General features: G+C 46.0%; 23 protein-coding genes and 1 pseudogene. 13 read left to right on the top strand and 11 right to left on the bottom strand.

What is annotated here, in order from left to right; genetic code table 11:
• Positions 1-82 precede the first annotated feature (82 nt).
• From PJK55_RS11050 to ahpF, 3 genes are all read left to right on the top strand, one after another.
• Positions 83-880 carry an HNH endonuclease gene (locus tag PJK55_RS11050; protein WP_271305840.1) on the top strand — a complete coding sequence of 266 codons (798 nt, stop codon included), beginning with the start codon at positions 83-85 and terminating at the stop codon, positions 878-880.
• Between the two features lie 333 nt (positions 881-1,213).
• A complete protein-coding gene (gene ahpC, locus PJK55_RS11045; protein WP_015880295.1) occupies positions 1,214-1,777 on the top strand; it encodes an alkyl hydroperoxide reductase subunit C in 564 nt (187 codons plus the stop codon).
• Between the two features lie 11 nt (positions 1,778-1,788).
• Positions 1,789-3,312 carry an alkyl hydroperoxide reductase subunit F gene (gene ahpF, locus PJK55_RS11040; RefSeq protein ID WP_074036831.1) on the top strand — a complete coding sequence of 508 codons (1,524 nt, stop codon included), beginning with the start codon at positions 1,789-1,791 and terminating at the stop codon, positions 3,310-3,312.
• A gap of 38 nt (positions 3,313-3,350) precedes the next feature.
• Here the strand turns inward: ahpF and PJK55_RS11035 are convergent, their stop codons facing one another.
• Positions 3,351-3,752, bottom strand: coding sequence for a hypothetical protein (locus tag PJK55_RS11035; RefSeq protein WP_271305839.1), 402 nt, complete (start codon positions 3,750-3,752; stop codon positions 3,351-3,353).
• A 138-nt stretch (positions 3,753-3,890) separates the two neighbouring features.
• On the opposite strand from PJK55_RS11035, the gene PJK55_RS11030 reads away from it, so the two are divergent.
• The 3 genes from PJK55_RS11030 (at position 3,891) to PJK55_RS11020 (ending at position 6,102) form a co-directional block, all read left to right on the top strand.
• On the top strand, positions 3,891-4,238 hold the full coding sequence (locus tag PJK55_RS11030) for a PadR family transcriptional regulator (RefSeq protein WP_271305838.1): 348 nt from the start codon (positions 3,891-3,893) through the stop codon (positions 4,236-4,238).
• Positions 4,225-5,187: an HAAS signaling domain-containing protein gene (locus PJK55_RS11025; protein WP_271305837.1), complete on the top strand. Its 963-nt coding sequence runs from the start codon at positions 4,225-4,227 to the stop codon at positions 5,185-5,187. Before PJK55_RS11030 ends, PJK55_RS11025 begins: the two co-directional genes overlap by 14 nt.
• Before the next feature lie 78 nt (positions 5,188-5,265).
• Positions 5,266-6,102: an aldo/keto reductase gene (locus PJK55_RS11020; protein ID WP_271305836.1), complete on the top strand. Its 837-nt coding sequence runs from the start codon at positions 5,266-5,268 to the stop codon at positions 6,100-6,102.
• Positions 6,103-6,134: 32 nt separating this feature from the next.
• Here the strand turns inward: PJK55_RS11020 and PJK55_RS11015 are convergent, their stop codons facing one another.
• The 4 genes from PJK55_RS11015 to PJK55_RS11000 form a co-directional block, all read right to left on the bottom strand.
• A complete protein-coding gene (locus PJK55_RS11015; protein ID WP_271305835.1) occupies positions 6,135-6,950 on the bottom strand; it encodes a MetQ/NlpA family ABC transporter substrate-binding protein in 816 nt (271 codons plus the stop codon).
• Positions 6,951-6,970: 20 nt separating this feature from the next.
• Positions 6,971-7,633 (bottom strand): methionine ABC transporter permease, encoded by a 663-nt coding sequence (locus tag PJK55_RS11010; protein WP_271305834.1) that lies wholly within the window; start codon positions 7,631-7,633, stop codon positions 6,971-6,973.
• Entirely contained in the window at positions 7,626-8,372 is a 747-nt protein-coding gene (locus PJK55_RS11005) for a methionine ABC transporter ATP-binding protein (RefSeq protein ID WP_271305833.1), read from the bottom strand. Before PJK55_RS11005 ends, PJK55_RS11010 begins: the two co-directional genes overlap by 8 nt.
• Before the next feature lie 109 nt (positions 8,373-8,481).
• Positions 8,482-9,222: a hypothetical protein gene (locus tag PJK55_RS11000; protein WP_271305832.1), complete on the bottom strand. Its 741-nt coding sequence runs from the start codon at positions 9,220-9,222 to the stop codon at positions 8,482-8,484.
• Positions 9,223-9,416: 194 nt separating this feature from the next.
• On the opposite strand from PJK55_RS11000, the gene adhP reads away from it, so the two are divergent.
• The 5 genes and pseudogenes from adhP to PJK55_RS15190 all read left to right on the top strand — a co-directional run bounded on the left by adhP (position 9,417) and on the right by PJK55_RS15190 (position 12,648).
• Positions 9,417-10,448 carry an alcohol dehydrogenase AdhP gene (adhP, locus tag PJK55_RS10995; protein ID WP_271305831.1) on the top strand — a complete coding sequence of 344 codons (1,032 nt, stop codon included), beginning with the start codon at positions 9,417-9,419 and terminating at the stop codon, positions 10,446-10,448.
• 112 nt (positions 10,449-10,560) lie between these two features.
• Positions 10,561-10,986, top strand: coding sequence for a MarR family winged helix-turn-helix transcriptional regulator (locus tag PJK55_RS10990; RefSeq protein ID WP_214746526.1), 426 nt, complete (start codon positions 10,561-10,563; stop codon positions 10,984-10,986).
• Positions 10,987-11,093: 107 nt separating this feature from the next.
• Entirely contained in the window at positions 11,094-11,621 is a 528-nt protein-coding gene (locus PJK55_RS10985; RefSeq protein WP_271305830.1) for a CarD family transcriptional regulator, read from the top strand.
• A 112-nt stretch (positions 11,622-11,733) separates the two neighbouring features.
• A pseudogene (locus PJK55_RS15195) lies at positions 11,734-12,111 on the top strand (PAS domain S-box protein); the annotation flags it as partial.
• A 99-nt stretch (positions 12,112-12,210) separates the two neighbouring features.
• The gene (locus tag PJK55_RS15190) at positions 12,211-12,648 is read left to right on the top strand and encodes a methyl-accepting chemotaxis protein (protein WP_442899509.1); all 438 of its coding nucleotides are present in this window, start codon (positions 12,211-12,213) and stop codon (positions 12,646-12,648) included.
• Positions 12,649-12,718: 70 nt separating this feature from the next.
• Here PJK55_RS15190 and PJK55_RS10975 read toward each other — a convergent pair whose 3' ends face one another.
• Positions 12,719-14,218 carry a malate:quinone oxidoreductase gene (locus PJK55_RS10975; RefSeq protein ID WP_271305828.1) on the bottom strand — a complete coding sequence of 500 codons (1,500 nt, stop codon included), beginning with the start codon at positions 14,216-14,218 and terminating at the stop codon, positions 12,719-12,721.
• 218 nt (positions 14,219-14,436) lie between these two features.
• Between PJK55_RS10975 and PJK55_RS10970 the strand changes: the two genes are divergently transcribed.
• On the top strand, positions 14,437-14,850 hold the full coding sequence (locus tag PJK55_RS10970) for a (deoxy)nucleoside triphosphate pyrophosphohydrolase (RefSeq protein WP_271305827.1): 414 nt from the start codon (positions 14,437-14,439) through the stop codon (positions 14,848-14,850).
• Between the two features lie 19 nt (positions 14,851-14,869).
• On the opposite strand, the gene PJK55_RS10965 is transcribed toward PJK55_RS10970, so the two are convergent.
• Positions 14,870-17,749, bottom strand: a complete 2,880-nt coding sequence (locus tag PJK55_RS10965; RefSeq protein ID WP_271305826.1) for a DUF3427 domain-containing protein — start codon at positions 17,747-17,749, stop codon at positions 14,870-14,872.
• A gap of 111 nt (positions 17,750-17,860) precedes the next feature.
• On the opposite strand from PJK55_RS10965, the gene PJK55_RS10960 reads away from it, so the two are divergent.
• The gene (locus PJK55_RS10960) at positions 17,861-18,403 is read left to right on the top strand and encodes a histidine phosphatase family protein (RefSeq protein ID WP_271305825.1); all 543 of its coding nucleotides are present in this window, start codon (positions 17,861-17,863) and stop codon (positions 18,401-18,403) included.
• A gap of 26 nt (positions 18,404-18,429) precedes the next feature.
• On the opposite strand, the gene PJK55_RS10955 is transcribed toward PJK55_RS10960, so the two are convergent.
• The 4 genes from PJK55_RS10955 to PJK55_RS10940 all read right to left on the bottom strand — a co-directional run bounded on the left by PJK55_RS10955 (position 18,430) and on the right by PJK55_RS10940 (position 21,316).
• The gene (locus PJK55_RS10955) at positions 18,430-19,293 is read right to left on the bottom strand and encodes a DegV family protein (protein WP_271305824.1); all 864 of its coding nucleotides are present in this window, start codon (positions 19,291-19,293) and stop codon (positions 18,430-18,432) included.
• A 115-nt stretch (positions 19,294-19,408) separates the two neighbouring features.
• Complete coding sequence (locus tag PJK55_RS10950) at positions 19,409-19,891, bottom strand: methylated-DNA--[protein]-cysteine S-methyltransferase (protein WP_271305823.1); 483 nt, start codon at positions 19,889-19,891, stop codon at positions 19,409-19,411.
• Positions 19,878-20,771 (bottom strand): DNA-3-methyladenine glycosylase family protein, encoded by an 894-nt coding sequence (locus tag PJK55_RS10945; RefSeq protein WP_271305822.1) that lies wholly within the window; start codon positions 20,769-20,771, stop codon positions 19,878-19,880. Before PJK55_RS10945 ends, PJK55_RS10950 begins: the two co-directional genes overlap by 14 nt.
• On the bottom strand, positions 20,768-21,316 hold the full coding sequence (locus PJK55_RS10940) for a bifunctional transcriptional activator/DNA repair enzyme AdaA (protein WP_214749608.1): 549 nt from the start codon (positions 21,314-21,316) through the stop codon (positions 20,768-20,770). Before PJK55_RS10940 ends, PJK55_RS10945 begins: the two co-directional genes overlap by 4 nt.
• Positions 21,317-21,475 lie beyond the last annotated feature (159 nt).

Raw genomic sequence — 21,475 nt, 5'->3', positions numbered from 1 at the left:
GGACATCCTCTGTCTTTTTCGTTTTTAGCAATAAAGCATGCTACACTTTATTTAAAAGAAAAACCTGGAAATGAGGTGCTTTATGCTGTTCGAAAAAAATAAAGTGTATAGACGTTCCTTTATTCATGATCAATATGGTGGAAGCCGTCAACGAGGAATCAGTACACCTAACAAGCATAAACTTATTTTTATTTTCGATAGTGGGATGGATCAAGAATTTGGTTATAAGAATGGCTGGAGCGAAGAAGATGGTTTGTTCTATTATAGCGGCGAAGGACAAGAAGGAAATCAAACCTTCTCTTTCGGAAATAAAGCGCTTCTCCACCACATCGAAAATGGTGAGGACGTTTACTTATTTGAGTCTCTTGGAAAAGGAAATTATCGCTTCGTAGATCAACTTGTTTTGATTGGTTATGATATTCAATTTGGAATCGACAAGCATCAGAATCAGCGAGAAGTCATCGTTTTTGCTTTCGAACCGCTCCACGTCGTACAGGAAGAATCTCACGAATATGCAACAACTATGAGATACAAGTCAATTGAGGAGCTCGAACAAATTGCTAATCGTGACCCTAAGCGTGCGACTGGATTAAGTATGTCGATTCGAAAGTGTCAAGTGAGGGAACAGACAGCTGCCTTATACTATTACGTACTTGCGAGAGCAAACAATCACTGTGAAGCATGCGGTCAAGCCGCACCATTTGATACTGAACAAGGGCCATATTTAGAACTTTACTCATTATATAAAGAATCCGATGAAGGATTGGCTCTCCCTGAACAAGTAATAGCTACTTGCCCTAACTGTCATGCTCGACTTCGGAAAAGTAAAGATCGTGCCTTGTATCGAGAAAAGATTATACAGAAAATTCTTCAACCTTAATCGCTACTTGTGATTAAGGTTATTTTATTGATGTAATTGATAATCGTCTAATTTTCGACGAGAAAATGCAGAACCCTTTCCGAAATATTAGCACCTCTATTAAACATGTTTATTTATCGAAATAAGAAAATCGAGAGAAAAATACCAATTGATATGTAATCGTTTTCTTTACTTTCGTTAAGCCAAATTCAGACAATCTATTGATATGCCTTATACTTTCAAAGCATGCAAACGCCTTGACAATTCTAGCTCGTTATATGAAGTTAGTATTACATTATAATTATTCTAGTCGAGATAGAAACGCTAGAGTAAAAAACAAGGAGGACATAACCCATGTCATTAATCGGCAAAGAAGTACTACCATTCAAAGCACAAGCATTCCAAACAGGTGAATTCCTCGAAGTTACAGAGAACGACCTCAAAGGTAAATGGAGCGTTGTCTGCTTCTACCCAGCTGACTTCACATTCGTCTGCCCAACTGAACTCGAAGACCTTCAAAACGAGTACGCTACACTTAAAAACCTCGGTGTAGAAGTTTACTCTGTCTCAACAGACACACACTTCACACATAAAGCTTGGCACGAAACATCTGAGAAAATCGGAAAAATCGAGTACATCATGATCGGTGACCCATCACACGTCATCTCACGCAACTTCGATGTCTTGAACGAAGAAGACGGCCTCGCAGACCGTGGTACGTTCATCATCGACCCAGACGGCGTCATCCAAACTGTCGAGATCAACGCTGGCGGCATCGGCCGTGACGCGAGCACGCTCGTCAACAAAGTCAAAGCAGCACAATACGTACGCAACAACCCAGGCGAAGTCTGCCCAGCGAAATGGGAAGAGGGTTCTGAAACACTCCGCCCAAGCCTTGACCTCGTCGGTAAATTGTAAGGAGCGATTGCATGTTAGAAGCAGCGATTAAACAACAGCTCGACCAATATCTCCAGCTCATGGAGGGCGATGTCGTCCTCCGTGTGAGCGCTGGGGAAGACAAAGTCTCAAACGAGATGCTCGAGCTCGTCAACGAACTCGCCAGCATGTCATCACGCATCTCAGTCGAACGTGCGACACTCGAGCGTACACCGAGCTTCAGCGTGAACCGTCCGTCTGAAGAAACAGGAATCGTCTTCGCGGGGATTCCACTCGGACATGAGTTCACATCACTCGTCCTCGCCCTCCTCCAAGTGAGTGGGCGTGCACCGAAAGTCGATGCGGACACAATCAAACAGATCCAAAATATCGAAGGCACGTATCACTTCGAGTCATACATCAGCCTCAGCTGCCACAACTGTCCTGACGTCGTGCAAGCGCTAAACGTCATGAGCGTCCTCAACCCGAACATCACCCACACGATGATCGATGGAGCCGCGTTCAAGGATGAAGTGGAAGCGAAAGAGATCATGGCTGTCCCGACGGTCTTCTTGAACGGAGAATCGTTCGGTAACGGTCGGATGTCACTCGAAGAGATCTTAGCGAAACTCGGTACAGGTCCTGACGCGTCTGCGTTCTCGGACAAAGACCCGTACGACGTCCTCGTCGTCGGTGGCGGTCCAGCTGGTGCAAGTGCGGCCGTATACGCGGCTCGTAAAGGAATCCGTACCGGAATCATCGCGGAGCGCTTCGGTGGCCAAGTGATGGACACGATGGGCATCGAGAACTTCATCGGTACCGCTTATACAGAAGGTCCAAAGCTTGTCGCAAGTCTAGAAGAGCACGTCAAAGAGTACGGGATCGACGTCATGAACCTCCAACGCGCGAAGCGTCTTGAGAAAAATGACCTCGTCGAGATCGAACTCGAGAACGGTGCTGTCTTGAAGAGTAAGAGTGTCATCCTCTCAACCGGTGCACGCTGGCGTAACGTCAACGTACCAGGTGAGGCGGAGTTCAAAAACAAAGGGGTCGCTTACTGCCCGCACTGTGACGGTCCTCTCTTCGAAGGAAAACGTGTCGCGGTCATTGGTGGCGGTAACTCCGGAATCGAAGCGGCTATCGACCTCGCAGGAATCGTCAAGCATGTAACAGTCCTCGAGTTCGCTCCTGAACTCAAGGCCGACCAAGTGCTTCAAGACCGTCTCCACAGCCTCCCGAACGTGACTGTCATCACGAACGCTCAGACGACAGAAATCACGGGTACGGACAAAGTGAACGGCATCTCGTATGTGTCTCGTGAAACGAACGAGTCACACCATGTCGAACTCGAAGGCGTCTTCGTCCAAATCGGTCTCGTCCCGAACACGGACTGGCTCGACTCGGTCGAACGCAACAACTTCGGGGAAATCGTTGTCGACCGTCATGGCGCGACGAACGTCCCAGGTGTGTTCGCAGCGGGAGACTGCACGAACAGCGCCTACAAACAAATCATCATCTCGATGGGTTCTGGTGCGACAGCCGCACTCGGCGCCTTCGACTACATGATTCGCAACTAATAAGAAGACTCGCCCTCTATCATGAGAGCGAGTCTTTTTTACAGTTCAAATGTTTTCCCGGAGTCCGGGATGAACAAGACCGAGTCTCCGCTCCCCGTCTCAAACCGATAGCCCACTCGAGGCGTGAATGGATTCCATTCTCCCCCGGTCGTCGGTACGCTTTCCATGTACGTCACGTCATTGTACGTTTTATTCAGCGTCTCTTGTGCTTCCGCTACTGAATAACTCGGTACAGATAACACGATTCCAATACTTACGCTAATCACCCCAAACGCCACAGCCCATCGAGTTGATGTCGGCTTTCGAAAATGAGTCATGACCAATAGCGTGATCATCCATCCAATCGGCACCCCGAACGTCCCTGCATTCCCATACCATTGTGCATTGATCGTCAATAAACTGGCGATCACCACGCCGCTAACCATCCACCACCATTTCATGAACATCACCTCCCCTTCATTATCCCAGAATCAGGAAAAGACTCAATTTGTTTTTTAGATAATTAACTACATTGATGTATGAAGAGTTATAGTGTATGATATACAGTATAAAGATGAACGAATGAAGGAGGCGAAAAAATGTCCGATGTCAAAGCCTCGTTGGTGACGGAATTGCGTCGTGGTACGTTGACGATTGCGGTGCTCAGTCAGTTGAAGACACCACAGTATGGTTACTCACTCGTCCAAGCATTACTTGATACCGAGATCAACATTGATCAAAGCACGCTCTACCCGCTCTTACGTCGACTGGAAAAACAAGGACTCGTCACAAGCTCCTGGGATACGACGGAGAGTCGACCTCGAAAGTACTATGTGCTCAGCCCCGATGGAATGGCTATTTTGAATGAATTGTACGAAGAATGGATGAAGATGTCGAAAACGTTGACCCGTCTCATTGAAGGAGGAAATGATCATGAATCTTCGTGATGTGTATATCGATGAAGTCACTTCTCGAATCCCTGAATCGATGCGGCAAGATGTCGCCCTTGAATTGGAATCGACCATCGATGACATGACTGGAAATGACCCGTCTGAAACTGCCTTATTTGAAGCGTTGCGCGAACTCGGCGACCCTCATGTTCTCGCTGCTCGTTATGCGAATCGTCCCCTCCATCTCATCGGACCAGCTTTCTTCACACAGTACGTGAACATCATCAAGATTGTCTTACCGATCGCCATCACGGTCATCACAATTCTCTCCATCATCGGTTATTTGACCAACCCGATTGACGACACGTCTTGGAGTCAATTCTTGATTCAAGCATTCCTTCAAACCGGGGCTGCCATCTTCAATGTTGTCGTTCAAACACTATTCTGGATTACCCTCACGTTCTTCATCATCGAACGGGCTGTACCTGAGGGCGAAGTCCCCTTCTCGAGTTGGAAACCTGAGCAACTGAAAAAAGTGAAACCTCGTTCGACCTCAATCTCTTTTGGTTCTAACCTGTTTGATGTTGTCGCCACCGTTTTGATGGTCGTATTGTACGTCAATGCCGAGCAGTTGATTCGCGTCGTCGCGGATGGCGAATCCTATCCGCTACTCAATTCGTCTGTCTTGGATCGATTCTTACCGCTCATCATCGCTTTGGCCGCTTTCGGCATCGCGATCGCCATTTACAAATGGATCGTTCGACACTGGACGAAGCCGCTCGCCTTATGGAACACCCTCTTTAATATCGTATGGATTGTCGTCACGGCACTCATTTTACTGCAACCTGATCTAATTTCGACCGAAGCGCTCTCTTTGATTGCTGAACAAACGAATATCGACATCGAAACAATCAGTCTCTGGGGTGTATGGAGTATTTTGTTCACGATCATCGTCGTGTGTATCCTCGACCTGGCCGAAGGTTTAATCAAAGCCTTTCGTCGTTGACCTCACATTCAAACGTTTCATTTCCGAGGAAAGTGGAATAGCGGAGAAGAGAACGGATTTTGAATGGGGAGGCATTTGATGGGTATTCCAACAATGAAGTTACATGACGGTTATGAGATTCCGGCCATTGGACTCGGAACAGTTTATTTGAAAGGTGAAGCAGGGGTCGACGCCATCACGTGCGCCATCCGAAACGGATATCGACTCATCGATTCGGCGATTCGTTATGATAATGAAGGTGCGGTCGGTGAGGCGGTTCGTCAATCCGGCATCCCGCGCGAACAACTTTTCTTAACATCAAAATTGCGCGCGCAATATTATGACTACGACCAGGCACTCGAGATGATTCGGGAGTCCTTGTATCGGGCCAACCTCGACTATTGGGATTTGTTCCTTTTGCATTGGCCAAACCCGAAACAAGACAAGTACGTCGAGGCATGGCGTGCCTTGATTCAGGCGAAGAAAAATGGATGGATCCGCTCCATCGGGGTATCGAACTTCATGCCGGAACATCTCGACCGTTTGATTGAGGAGACGGGAGAAACACCGGTCATCAACCAAATCGAATTACACCCGTACTTCTCGCAAGTCGAGCAGCGGCAAGCCGATAAGGAACGCGGCATCATCACAGAGGCATGGAGCCCGCTCAGTCGCGCCCGTACAGTCATCCATGACGAGAAGATCACCGAACTCGCCAAACAAAAAGGCAAGAGCGTCTCTCAAGTTATCTTGCGCTGGCATATCCAGCTCGGTGTGATTCCGCTCGCCCGTTCATCTAGCGAGTTGCATCAGAAAGAGAACCTCGATGTCTTCAACTTTGAATTGACCGAGGAAGAGATGGAGACGCTCAATGCGTTGACGAAGCCGGACGGTCGCATCGATGACCAGGACCCTCGTGAATACGAAGAGTACTAAAAAAGATTGAGCCGACGAGGCTCAATCTTTTTTTATTCAAACGCTGGAATCGCCGTTTCTGCATAGTTTTCTTCTAAGAATGCACGAACTTCATCACTCGTGAGCGCCTCACCGAGTTTTTGGATTGCTTCGTCCTCCTGGTTGTCTTCACGTGCGACGAGCGTGATGGCGAAGTCGTTCTCGACACCTTCTGTCAAGAGTGCGTCACTCTTCGGTGTCAAACCGAGCGGTGCCGCGTAAGCCGGTGTCATCAAGACCGCATCGACATCATCGTATGCACGAGCGAGCATCAACAAGTCGACTTCTTCAAACTTGAATTTTTTCGGATTCGATGTGATGTCGGCTTGTGTATAGTACGTGCCCTCTTTCTCTCCGAGTTCAATTACATCATGTTGTGCGAGAAGGGAGAGCGAGCGGTCGATGTTCGATACGTCGTTGGCGATGGCGATTGTCGCGCCTTCCGGAATGTCTTCCATGTTGTCATAGTTTTTCGCGTATACGCCGTAGTTTGCGAAATAGATCGGTTCGATTGGAACGAGATTCGCATCATTGCTACGATTGAACTCTTCCATGTACGGAACGTGTTGGAAGAAGTTCGCATCAACTTCTTTCGCCGCAAGTGCCGAGTTCGGCTGGACGTTGTCTCCGAGGACAACGATTTCGAGTTCGATGTTCTCTTCTGCAAGCTGTTCTTTCGCGATTTCAAGCATATCTGTCATCGGTGGGATGAGTGACGCGACTTTCAACGTCTGTGGTTCGTTCGATTGTTCCGTTTGTGTTTCTGTGTCGTTCCCACATGCGGCGAGGACGAGTGTGAGCGAGGCAAGAAGTGCCATCAATTTTTTCATATTCATTTCCTACTTTCTGTTTAGCGTTTGTCGATAATTCGTGCCACGGTCGTGCCCGTGAACTGGATCAGCTGTACGAAGACGAGCATGATGAGAATCATATAGAGCATGAGTTCTGTCTGAAATTGCTGATACCCATAACGGATGGCAAAGTCACCGATGCCACCTCCCCCAACGACCCCCATAATCGTCGAGTACGAGATAAAGCTGATGATAGATGTCGTCAATCCGAGTACGAGACCGGATCTAGCTTCTACATAGAGAAACTTGAAGATGATGTCTTTCACTGACGCCCCCATCGAGAGCGCCGCTTCGATGACACCGCGTGGAACGTCAATCAATGACTGTTCGACGAGACGCGCATAATGCGCGATCGCAATGATGGAAAGTGGCACTGTCGCTGCCGCTGTTCCAATGGCCGTCCCGATGATGAGCCGTGTAAATGGAATCAAAAACACGACGAGTAACAAGAACGGGAAAGACCGGACGATGTTCACGACTAAGTTGAGGACAGAGAAGACGACTTGGTTCTCTAACAGTTGTCCTTTACGCGAAAGATAAAGCCACGTGCCTAACGGAAGTCCAACTAGAAGCGCAGCGAGAATCGATACCCCGACCATGATGAACGTCTCAGCGATGGACTGCCAAATCTCCGATTGATAGCGTAATAGGATATCAGGCATTAGGTTCGCCCTCCTTCCGTAGCTGTTCGACGAACCAACTTGGGTTCTGATCGATGGCGACCACACCCGTCGGTTCCCGTTCAATCGTCTCATGAACGGCCCCATCTGCCATGACGGTGACGCGATGACAAATTTGACGAATGACATCCATCTCATGTGTGACGAGGACGACGGTGACGCCAAGTTGTTCATTGACCGACTGAAGGACACGTAGCACTTCTGCCGTCGTGTTCGGGTCAAGGGAAGAGGTCGGTTCATCGCATAGGAGCACGCTCGGTTCGCTTGCGAGTGCCCGAGCGATGGCGACGCGTTGCTTCTGTCCCCCACTCAACTGGGAAGGATATTTATCGCGATACGCTTCGAGTCCGACGAACTGGAGACATTCCATCACGCGTGCTTCCCACGACGCTTTCGGGCGCTTGGCAAGCTTCAGGGAATCGAGGACGTTATCAAAGACGGTCTTATTCGCGACAAGATTAAATTGTTGAAAAATCATACCAATCCGATGTCGCTTCTTGCGGAGTTCCCGATTGGAAAGCTCGGTCAACTGGTCGCCATCGACTATGACACTTCCACTATCGGGTCGCTCCAATACATTCATCAATCGAAGAAGCGTCGACTTGCCGGCACCACTTGCGCCGATGATGCCGTAAATCTCTCCTTTTCGAATGTGAAGCGATACATCACGAACGGCCATCTCTTGTCCATAATGCTTATGGACGGACGACAATGTGATCATGGCGGACATCCTTTCTATATCTCGTGAGTGAGTCAACCGTTTACCATTTTAGCGAAGTAAAGAGTCGATGTCAGGTCATGTGCTCACATGAAAAGAACCGCAGTGCGGTTCAGAGTGGATGTCGTTTGAAATGTTCGGCAATGTGTCGCTTCATGCCGTCTCGATTTTCGGCGAAGATGCGATGGCGATGACCGTTCCCACCGGATGGGTGCGGAAACCCACTCACTACGCGCTCCTGATCCAAGAGACCCTGATGAACCAACAATTCCACAGCTCGCCTCACATTGACGCCCATCGGTAAGATGAGTGCATCTTGAAGATGTGCCATCTCTTCAGCGAACGTTCCTTCCACGTACGGTCGAAACAAATCCGTCCGAATCATATCCGGACTCGACCCGTTATAGTTTTTGCCCTTATAAAAGACCGGATAAGGGAGGACCGCCGTGTTTTGTACGAGATGATTTGCTGATTCGAACAAATCGAGGGATGATTCGATTCCCAAATGATGATGTAACTCCAAATCGTCCAGCATCGTCACTAAGTTCTTTCGAATCGGACCGGAAAAACTGCCACGTTGTTTGACGGCTCGAAGCGCCTCTTCGTCTGTTGCATCCTTCAAGTCACGGATTGCCTCGAACGACTGACGCATTTGATACAAGCCTGGCGTGATTCCCGCGATGACGACTTTCGCGTTTGGATTGATGTATTCGAATGGTGCGTAATAGATGTCGAGTTGTTTCTTTTCATCACGGTCTAACAAAAAGTCTTCACTTTTTAACATTTCTTCTTCTAAATTTGATAACTGCAAAATTTTCGATTTGTATGTGTGAAATAACTCTGTCCGCGTCATGTAACTGACACTCCTTTCGTTTGCTTTATTCATCTCTATTTCCCTAAATCTTCATGTGACAAAAGTTCATGTTTCAGACAAATGCTATCCAAAAATAAAGCGATTTCATTCCATTTTTTGTGATATTCTGACGGTGTGATTCAGAGTGTTGTTTAGGCAGATTCGCTAATTTCTCACAAGGAGTGTGTTCAAACATGAAAGCAGTCGTTGTCAATTCAGCAAGCAAAGCCAACATTGAAGTCGTGGAAAAGGAAATTCGTCCATTACAATCCGGGGAAGCGCTCGTCGATGTCGAGTACTGTGGCGTGTGTCACACGGACCTTCACGTCGCGGCCGGTGACTTCGGGAATGTCCAAGGACGTGTGCTCGGTCATGAAGGGATTGGGATTGTATCGCAAATCGCGGACGATGTTACGAGTCTCAAAATCGGCGACCGTGTCAGCATCGCCTGGATGTACCATGCGTGTGGTCGCTGCGAATATTGTACGACGGGACGCGAGACGTTCTGCCGAAACGTTCAAAATGCCGGCTATAGCGTTGACGGTGGCATGGCCGAGCAAAGTATCGTCGTGGCAGATTATGCCGTCAAAGTGCCAGAAGGCTTGGACCCTGCGCAAGCTTCAAGTATCACATGCGCGGGCGTCACGACGTATAAGGCCATCAAAGTCGCAGACGTGAAGCCTGGGGAGACGGTCGTCATCTACGGTTGTGGTGGACTCGGCAACCTAGCCATCCAATATGCGAAACACGTCTTCAACGCGCACGTCATCGCTGTCGATTTGAACGACGACAAGCTCGAGCTCGCCAAAGAAAGTGGCGCCGATTTGACGATCAACCCTTCGAACGAGGGGGATGCGGCGGACATCGTTCAAGAGAAGTTCGGCGGAGCACACGCCGCAGTCGTCACGGCCGTCTCTAAAATCGCCTTCAATTCAGCGGTCAACGCCGTTCGAGCTTGCGGGAAAGTCGTGGCCGTTGGTCTTCCTTCTGAAACGATGGATTTGAACATCCCACGTCTCGTTCTCGATGGGATTGAAGTTGTCGGATCTCTCGTCGGGACACGTAAAGACCTAGAAGAGGCTTTCCAGTTCGGAGCCGAAGGACTCGTCGTCCCGGTCGTTCACAAGCGTTGCCTTCACGAAGTGCAAGACGTGTTCGAAGAGATGGAACAAGGGAAAATTCAGGGACGGATGGTCATCGATTTCAAAAATAAAGACTGCCAGTAAAAAACGAGGCCTTGTGCCTCGTTTTGTTCTAGATTGACGTTGACGGGGTATAGTTGCTTTTGTATAGTTAGGAACGTCTTAAAACCTGGAAACGAAAGAGGAGTGACTTGATTTGACTCCATCAACGTCAACACGTCTACTTGATTTACTGACAGAACGAAACGATCAAGTTCGACGCATAAGTGAACAATCCTGGAATGAGCAGAGTGACATCCACATCTCAAACTCCGAATGGTATATTCTCGCTACACTTTATCAAGCCAAGACGACCATTGCCGAGGTCACACGAGACGTCCATATCTCGCGGCAAGCGATTCATAAACTGATTAAGAATCTAGAAGGTAAGGCGCTCGTCCTCGTGACGGACCATCCGCAAAATCGAAAGGACAAATGCATCGAGCTGACCTCTCTCGGTCACACTTGTTATGAACAAAATGAGGCGCTCAAAGCGCAACTTGAGCAACGGATTCAAGAAGGCATCGGACAAGAGGCGTTCGATCAACTGAAAACCATTCTACGGATGGACTGGAAACTGTAATCGTGTCGGGTTAACTCGTCACGATTTTTATATGCACACCTTGCACCAAACGTCAACCGAGTTGACATTTCACCTTCTGAATGACTATGCTTATAGGTAAGGAAGAGGTGATCGACTTGTTTAAAGCTGGAGACTTAATCATCTACTCGACCCATGGCGTATGTCGCATCGACGACATTTCGGACAAAACGGTCGCAGGAGAAACGAAATCGTACTATACGCTTCACCCCATCAACAACTCACAGAAGTTGCAGATTAGCATCCCGGTCGATAATGACAATGTGATGATGTTGACGTTGCTCGAAGCAGACGAAGCATTAGAGATTTTAGAGTCGTTCCGCTCGCCTGGCGTTGAATGGAATCCGCATTCGAACAATCGCAATCGTGAATTTTTAAATGTTGTCCATTCAGGGAACCGTCATGAGATCGCTCAAGTCGTGAATACGTTGAGCCGTCGTCAAATCGAGGCGCTACAGGCAAACAAAAAGCTGTACGAACAAGATCGTAAAATTTTAGAGAACGCCAAAACCATTTTGGTGAAAGAACTCTCGCTCGCTCTTGAACGTTCAGAGAGCGACATCGAACGTCAAATCGGTGAATACTTACATGAAAGCATGGCGACACTCACACCTTGACCCTTCCACGTGGAAGAGGTCTTTTTTTGTTCTGCTACAATAATATACTTTTTTTTACAATTTTCAGGTATCCTAAAACAAATAAACCTTATGATATAGGGAGGATGTTAGGATGCAACTGCACTCTAGTACGACCCATGTCACCGACACGCATGTCGTTCGGGCAATCGAAAACAATTTAGCAATCATTCGTTTCGATGAAAGTCGTCGCGTCGCTTACGTCAATGAAATTTTCGCAAGAACGATGGGCTATGAAGTCACTCAATTGATAGGACGACACCATCGTGATCTTTGCTTACCCGAGTTTGCGAACAGTCCTCAATATGACTTGTTTTGGCGAAAGCTGTTGCAAGGCTTGAGCTATCACGACAAAATCGAGCGACGTGCGGCCGATGGTCATAGTGTTTGGTTAGAAGCCACCTATATGCCCATTTTTGATGATACGAACAGACGTGTCATTGGTGTCTCTAAGATTGCAGCTGATATCACATCACGTCAACAGGATGTTCTCTATCTAGCAAACAACCTTCAAGAAACATCAGAGTACTTATCCGCACAGTCTAAGGTTGGTAAGCAGGACGGAGAACATGTGCTAGAAAATGTGAAACAAATTGAAGCAGAATCGATTCAAAACAGGGAACACCTTCTTGCACTCCAACAAGAGGCAAAGACGATCACGGACATCGTCCAAACGATTCGCGAAATCGCTGCTCAAACGAATTTGCTCGCACTCAATGCGGCCATCGAGGCGGCACGAGCAGGCGAGCATGGGCGCGGGTTCAATGTCGTCGCCACGGAAGTGCGTAATCTGTCGAATAAAGTGTCCCTCTCGATCACAGAAGTGAATCACAATATCGAAGGAATCGTCAAACGGATTGATGACGTGTCCACGAGCATCGGACGCATCTCTCACAAAGTGAAAGATAGCTCTGGACAGCTCGAACAGACGGTCCAAGAGTTCGAGAAATTAGCGGATTCAGCCGCTACACTCGAACAACAGGCGAAGACGTTTCTTAAAATGGTGTAAGCGATCGAATGATGGTCGCTTTTTTCTATACAAAAAGCGAGCATACGATTGTATACTCGCCTCATTCTCTTCAGTTGTGGACCATGTCCTTTTCTTCTAAACCGAGCGTGACCGCTGTCGATTCGTGAATCGTCTTGAACAGGTCCGGATGTTCCGAAAGTTTCAAGCCATATGACGGAACCATCTCTTTGATTTTCTCTTCCCACTCCGGTAACTGTTGCGGGAAGCACTGCTCGAGCACCTTCAACATGACATGAACAGCTGTCGATGCGCCTGGAGAAGCACCAAGAAGTGCCGCAACGGAACCATCTTCCGCGCTGACGACTTCTGTTCCGAACTGAAGTGTCCCTTTTCCTTGCGGTGTATCTTTGATGACCTGAACCCGTTGCCCGGCCACAACGATTTCCCAATCTTCGTTCTTGGCGTTCGGGATGAATTCACGAAGTTCATCCATGCGCTTGTCGTGTGACAAGAGCACCTGTTCGATCAAGTATTTCGTGAGCGGCATCTCTTTTGCCCCTGCCGCAAGCATCGTGATGACGTTGTTTGGTTTGACCGAACGAATCAAATCCAAGTTCGATCCTGTTTTCAAGAACTTCGGCGTGAAGCCGGCGAACGGTCCGAATAACAACTCTTTTCGTCCATCGATAAAGCGTGTGTCGAGGTGCGGTACCGACATTGGTGGTGCCCCGACTTTCGCCTTTCCATAGACCTTCGCGTGATGTTGCTCGATGACCTCACGATTTTTACAGACGAGGAAGAGTCCACTGACTGGGAACCCGCCGATTTGTTTCGACTCCGGAATCCCTGTCTTTTGTAAGAGTGGTAAACTTCCGCCACCGCCTCCGATGAAGAGAAACGGTGCCGTATGCGTCTCAATCTTGTTCGCAGACAAGTCTTTCACTTTCACTTCCCAAAGACCGTTATCGAGACGCTTCACGTCCTCGACGCTATGGCCGTAGTTGACCTCGACTCCGTTTGATGTGAGATGGTCAAACAACATCCGTGTCAACGCGCCGAAGTTCACGTCCGTCCCTGAATCGATTTTCGTCGCGGCAATCGGTTCGTCCGATGTCCGTCCGTCCATGATGAGCGGGAACCATTCCCGTAGCTGATTCGGATCGTCCGATAAGACCATGCCTTCAAATAACGGATTCGTTGTGAGCGCTTCCAAACGACGTTTCAAGAAATCGACATTCTTCTCCCCTTGGACCATACTCATATGTGGAATCGAACGAATGAAGGCACCCGGATTTTCAATCAATCCTTGCTTGACGAGATGTGCCCAAAACTGGCGTGAGATTTGGAATTGCTCGTTGACGTTGACCGCTTTGGAAATATCAATCGTCCCATCCGAGTTCTCCGTTGTATAGTTTAATTCGCAAAGTGCGGCATGTCCCGTACCTGCGTTGTTCCATTCGTTTGAACTTTCTTCCCCTGCTGCATCGAGCTTTTCGAACACTTTGATGTTCCACTCCGGTACGAGCTCTTTAAAGAGTGAACCGAGCGTTGCGCTCATAATGCCTGCCCCAATTAAAATGACGTCTGTTCTCGTTTGCGTACTGCTCATGAAAACCCCATCCTTATCCCCTGAATTTTTTGTCATACAACCGAAGAATCCCCATTCCTCAATCATATATTTTATAATCGTTATACCGATTATAACTCTTTTGTGATGAATGATAAGGGGTTTAGGGCGAAAAAATTCTTTAAGTGAAGTTTGAATTCATAATGAAAAGACGAATGTTATGATAGATATAATTAAATCTCAAAAATGAGGGAGTACCAATGAAAAAAACAGTAAAAGTGGTAGCAGCAGTTATTGAAAATGAAAAGCAGGAAATTCTTTGCGCACTCCGTTCAACAACCATGCTCATTCCAAACATGTGGGAATTTCCCGGTGGAAAAGTCGAGGATGGTGAGAATCTACAAGAAGCACTCGAGCGTGAAATATACGAAGAACTACAATGCGAAATTACTGCGCATGAAATCATTAATGAACACGTTCATGAATATGAAACTTTTATAATTCAATTGATTTCACTACGTGCTGAATTAAAATCAGGCAATCCCGTAGCAACAGAACATGATGCGTTAGTCTGGCTAAAGCGTGAAAATTTACATTCTCTTGTCTGGGCACCAGCCGACATACCTGCAGTAAATGATGTGATCAATCAAATAACTAAAGCCGAGAACGTATAAATTACGCCTCGACTTTTTATTAATGAGTCTGCTCGTGTAAGTAATCATAGATTTGTTGATCGACACTCTCTTTTAACATTAAATTCATCGTGACTACAGGAAGTTCTTGACCATTTTTATCTAGCATTGTTGTGTTTTGTATAGATTGTTGATCGGGTTTCACTTCACCTAAATAATAAAAATCTCCGCCTTCATCGTCATCTTTTTTCACAAATAGGTGAATATCAATGTTTTCTTTCTCTGAATCAATAATTTTGCGTACTTCTTCAGACTTTGTGCTTCTTCGACTTCGAGTATACCAATGAAATACCTCTGGACTAATAAAGGAATCACCATAATTAACACTTGCTTCAATATCTTCACTTTTATGATACGTTACAAATATAGGACATGTATGATGCTTAACTTTATAACCATACATCGTAGATTGCTCTTCTTTTTCCCAATTTAATAATCGACATACATCTTTTCTCGTGTACTTTTCCAATCTCGTTAAAGGTTTTGTTTGATTATATCGTTTACTTCTTAGGATTGATGCTTCTAGTAAGTCGTTTAATAACTTAGCAAACCACTCATTTTGTAACATAGTTTGTAAATGTGAAGGTAATCGATACGTGTCATGATCTAATTCAATATACGGCTTATTACCATATTTCTTTCGGTCTGCATCGTTAAAGAAGTTTAATGATAATACATTCTCTACTGATTTGAGCGTTGCATCATCTACTCGAACTTGATGATCATGTAAGTAGTTAATAAAATTGAGTTTACTTATAGAGAGATCAGATGCCAAAAGTTTTAACAAATAAATTTCATGTATTCTTTTACCTGATAAAAGTTCTTGGGTTGCCATAAGTAAAATTTGCTCTTCCTCTTTCGAAAGAGAAGGCACTTCACTTTCAACAACTCTTAAAAAAGCACCATAATGTCCATTTTTAGTTGCTATAACAACTGGATCCATTGAATGATTTTCTATAAAGTCAGTCAACATAGGTTGTCTACCTAATCGATTTTTTAAGTTTTGATATGCTTCTTTTAAAGTTTTTAAATCTGTTAATCTTGCTTGGTTGATTGATTCATAAATTCGTTCTTTAGCAACCGCTTCAAAATTAATAGTAGATGTACCTGAAATATAACTTTGATCGATTACTTTACGACGAATAGAGTCTTTATTTTGAGATCGATCATCTGAGAGAGCAATTGGAATTAAATAGTTATTTTTATAGTTTGCTATAAAATCAATTACTGTTACGTAACGCTTAGATTGATGCTTTCGTAAGCCCCTTCCTAATTGTTGAATAAAGATAATACTTGATTCAGTTTGTCGAAGCATTACAACTTGATTAATGCTTGGTATATCGATCCCCTCGTTAAATATATCCACAGTGAGAATATAGTCTAGTAATCCTTGTTCTAAATTATTTACTTCTTGCTTTCGTTTTGCTTGAGTATCATCCCCGGTTAAAGCGCATGTTCTAAAGCCTCGTGCATTTAATTGCTCAGATAAATATATTGCTTCTTTTTTAGAGCTACAGAACATTAGTCCTCGCAACGCTTCCCCCGAATAACCATAGTAATTAATCTTTTCAATAATCCGATCGATTCTCTCATTTGATACAAGTTTTTGAAACACTTCAATTTCTTTTTGTTCCCCATCAATTTCAAGATCTGTTACCCCAAAATAATGGAACGGACATAGCATATTTTCTTCAAGTGCTTCTTGTAAACGAATTTCATATGCAATGTTGTAATCGAATAGTCTGAACAAATCATATCCATCTGACCGTTCAGGAGTAGCGGTCATTCCAAGTAAGAACTTCGGCGTGAAATATTCTAATAGTTTTTGATATGTATTCGCTCCAGCTCGATGACTTTCATCAATCAAAATATAATCAAAAGTATCTCGTGCAAATTGATACAAAGTACTATCTTTTGAGATGGTTTGAATCGTTGCAAAAACATATTTAGCATCATCTGCTCGACTCGTTCCTGACAGAATACCAAAATCTTCAATATTACCACCAATTACTCTATGAAAATCAGTTTTTGCTTTTTTTAAAATTTGTTCACGGTGCACTACAAATAACATTCGCTTCGGTTCATATCGACGAACATCAAATGCAGCTAAATACGTTTTCCCAGTCCCCGTAGCTGATACAACAAGTGCGCGTTGATGACCTTGCTGTCGAACCGCTTCAATGCCGTCTAAAGCAGAACGCTGCATGTTATTCGGCTTAATTTCAAGATCCCGCTTAACTTGATTAAAATCGTGCATACTTGGAAACTCAGCAACTCGATCTCTAATCATTGGACGATATACATTTTCATAGGCTTTAATCCATTCTAATGTTAGCGGAATCGATTCATTCCACATTGTTTCGAATCGATTGAAAAAGTGTTGAACAATTTCACCGTTTTCATGAGATGTTAGTTTAATATTCCATTCGTAGTTTGTTTTTAACGCTCCTGCAGTTAAATTCGAACTACCAACAATTAATGAATAGTAGCCTTCATGTTGAAAAATATATCCTTTTGAATGAAATGCATTCACATCTGCAATTTTTACGTCAACATTCGAAATTTTCAAAAGTTCTTTAAACATTTTTGGCTGATTAAACAGTTGATATGTAGAAGTGATAATCTCGCCTCGAATACCTTTTCGATTTAAATCATATAATGTTGATTTAAGTGTTGCCAAACCTGATTCTGTAATGAATGCAACAGCAAATCGAAACTTCTTACAAATCTTTAATTCATCGAGTAACGCGGTCAATACATCCTGTCTTTTAACTCGTTCGTTTACTAAAAGTTCTGGTTTAAACGGACTAGAATGATAATGATCTTTATCTATAAACCCAGTATACAGAGAGTTTTCTAAGTGTCTTTTTAAATGATCCATTTGTTCCTCCTACTCATCACTAAGTAAATTAAAATATATTCTATGATATGAAATAGTTTTACATATATTTCATTATTGGCTTTTCACTAAAAATGATCAAGGAGAATCCACATGCCCACACTCTATCTGATTCGACACTGTTCTGCCTCCGGTCAAGAACCTGATGCACCACTCACGGAAGTGGGTCACGAACAAGCACACCTGCTCCGTGACTTCTTACGTGAAATCCCGATTGACCGGATCATCTCAAGCGACTACACCCGAGCGGTCGCTTCGGTCACGCCGCTCGCCGATATGCATCAACTCCCAATCGAGCGTGAACCGTTACTGAGAGAGCGGATTTTGTCTCATGAACCGCTCGAAGACTGGCTGACACCGCTACGTCAGTCGTTCCTCGACCCGACGTTCAAACTGCCCGGTGCTGAATCTGGTGAGGAGGCGACTCATCGAATCATGCAAGTGATCGAGCGTGCTCGATCTCAACATGCCGCGACTCTATTGGTGACACACGGCAACCTGCTCGCGCTCCTCTTACAACGGCTTGATCCTAAGTGTGACTTTGATACATGGCGCACGATGCGTAATCCAGACGTCTATCGTCTCGATTTAAGTGACGAAGAGCCAGTCATCAAACACATATGGCCACATAAATAAGCCGCCTCAACATGAGACGGCTTTTGTTATTTCTCCACGAAGAACATCGAGATTGCTCCGAGACCGACGTGTGTCCCGACCGAGACCCCCATCTGCATGAGGTAGATCTCGCCTGTGAAATCTGTTTCGGTTTCAAGCTTCGTTTTTAAGTTCTCGGCAATCCGCTGATCGGATGTGTACCCGATGATCACAAAATTCGTGATGTCTGGATTCACGCGCTTCACGAACTCGTCCGTATAATGCTTCAACACTTTACGTGTGCCTCGCTCTTTGGCAACAATGGCACCTTTCCCGTTCTTCATGCTCATAATCGGTTTCACCATGAGTAGTTTTCCGATGATGGCACTCGCATTCGAGATGCGTCCACTCTTAATCAAATGATCCAAGTCATCCACGGACAAGAAGTGCTTCACGTTCATCTTATACGTCTCGTTAAAATCGACGAGCTCTTCGAACGTCGCACCGGCTTCACGCATTTGCGCGCTCTTTAGCAGCAACCAGCCGCTGCCGTGACTCATCGATCGGGAATCGACGACATGGATTTTCACGTTTGAGTCAGGATGCGCCTCTTCGAAGTACTCTTTCCCAATGACCGCTGACTGATAAGACCCGCTCGTTCCACTCGACATACAGATGCATAAAATCTCTTCGTGACCAGCAGCGACCGCATCTTCCATCAATGTTAAGAACGTCGCCGGACTTGGCATCGCCGTCGTCGGAAATTCCGGTAGCGCTTCCAACATTCCATAAAAATCATCCGGCTGGATATCCACCCGGTCCTGGTAAGACATATTGTTCATCGTAATGATCAACGGCGCGACCCCGATGTTGTACTGTTCAAGCACTGCATCTGATAAGTCACACGTCGAATCTGCTAGTAATTTAATCATACATTCCTCCAAAACCTTCTCCATAAGTGACGGGAATCATCCTACAATTTCGTCGATTCCGACGCCACGATAGGACTTTCTTTAGTGTAGCAGATTTGGATGGGGAAATGTTTTTTTACTGGGTTTGATGTGCGACTTGTTTCTCGTGGTGTAAGAGCCATTCTTTTCTCCATAATCCGCCGGCATATCCTGTCAATTTCCCATTCGACCCGATGACACGATGACAAGGCACGACGATGCTCAGTTTGTTGCGTCCGTTCGTCGCACCGACTGCCCGAACAGCCGCAGGTCGCTTCACTCGTTCAGAGAGTTCACGATATGATGTCGTCTCCGCATAAGGAATTGTCTGTAACGTACTCCATACATCTCGCTGAAACGGCGTGCCCACTTGTTCAATAGGAAAGGTGAACGTCATCCTCTGCCCTCGAAAATAAGCATCGAGTTCCTCCTTACACTGTCGCAACACATCAGGTACATTCGGTTCAGGTAATTGTGCCACTTCGCGTTCAACGAATAAGATCGATTGAATGACTTTCTCGGTTCCAACGATTTCGATCACGCCAACCGGCGTCTCCATGTCTAATTTATACGTCTCCATATAATGACCTCCATAAATAGAATGTCGCGTATCCTTCCCAACCTTGCCAGCGCCCCCCGTATCGTTTCACTTCTTCAATCGTCGGCTTTTTAGGCGTACCTAATTGATGCTGAATCGCTTGATGCAATCCGACATCCGCGACCGGAAAGGCTGATGCATCCTGAAAACACTTCATCAATACATAGTCCGCCGTCCAAGCCCCGACACCTCGTATGGAAAGCAAGCGTTGACGAATATCAGATGAAGATTGCGACTGTAGCGCCGATTTTGATAATGTCCCACCTGTTATTTCCCGTGCAATATCAATAACATACTCCGCTTTCCTTCGACTAAACTGAAGCTCTCGTAACGCTTCCGGCTCAAGCAGGGCGACTCGTTCCGCACGTGGGAACGTCCAGTACGTTCTTCCCTCGATGACTCGCTGTTCGCCATATCGTTCCACGAACCGCCGCTTGATGGTATAGGCGAAGGAGAGCGTGATTTGTTGCCCGATGATGGCCCATGTGAGCGCCTCGAACAAATTTGGGAAGCCAATCATCCGTAACCCACGATGCGCTTCAACCAAAGGAGCCAGTAATTCATCTTTTGCACCCATCGCTTCAAACGGTGTGAGGTCACGATCAAGGTCTAACCAGTCACGCACTTCACGTTCAATGCTTTCTGTTTCCGTATCCGAGACGTCATCGACCGGGAACAGGATACGAATGTGGTCTTGCTCTCCTTGAAGTTCGACGAGAATGAGGCGTTCCCCGATTCGCATCAGTTTTTGAACTACCCTGTCCGTCGTGACATGGAGCACTTCTTGTTCGGACCGACTTAAAAAGACGAGACATTCATGAAAATCAAACGGTTGTGGAACGTCTAGTAGCAGATCGTTCATATGTCCCCTCCTTTTCGATACATATTCGGTGTGCACCCTTTCACTTGACGGAAGACGCGGTAAAAGTTCGACGGCGTTTGAAACCCGACCTCATAGCAGACTGTCAGGTTGCTCATCGTGGTCGTTCGCAATAAATACGCCGCCTTGTCGATACGAAGTCGTTCCAATAGCTGCCTTGGTGTCTCTCCTGTCGCTTGGGTGAACGTTCGCTCCAAATGGAACGGGCTCAGTTGGACATGTTCGGCAATCTGTTCGAGGCGAATCGGCTGTTTATAATGTTCCATCAAATACACGGTCACTTGTTGTACGAGCGCTCGATGTGGGGCATGCTCGACTTCCGGCTGGCATCGCTTGCACGGTCGGAAGCCGTTCGTTTCTGCCTCTTGTCTTGTGATGTAAAAATCAACATTCTCTTTTTTCGGTTTGCGGGAACGGCACGAGGGTCGGCAATAGATTCCTGTCGTCTTCACGGCCGTATAAAATAACCCATCATACGTTGCGTCACAAGCGAGCACTTTCGCCCACTTTTCTTCAAATGTCAGCATGTCCACACCCCTCTCTTACTCTCACTGTAGCAAATATAAAATCAACTTTTCGTCCTCTTTCTTGCGCTTACAATCCCCTCTTTTGAAACGTTTTACAGATTTCAGTCGTATCCTATAGTACGATTTAGTTAGAAGACGCTGTCAGTCATATGACAGATA

Origin of the sequence: Exiguobacterium sp. MMG028, assembly GCF_027947425.1 — a bacterium.
GTDB lineage: Bacteria > Bacillota > Bacilli > Exiguobacteriales > Exiguobacteriaceae > Exiguobacterium > Exiguobacterium aestuarii_A.
The sequence above is the reverse complement of the archived record's forward strand: the minus strand, read 5'-3'. Positions and strand labels throughout refer to the sequence as shown.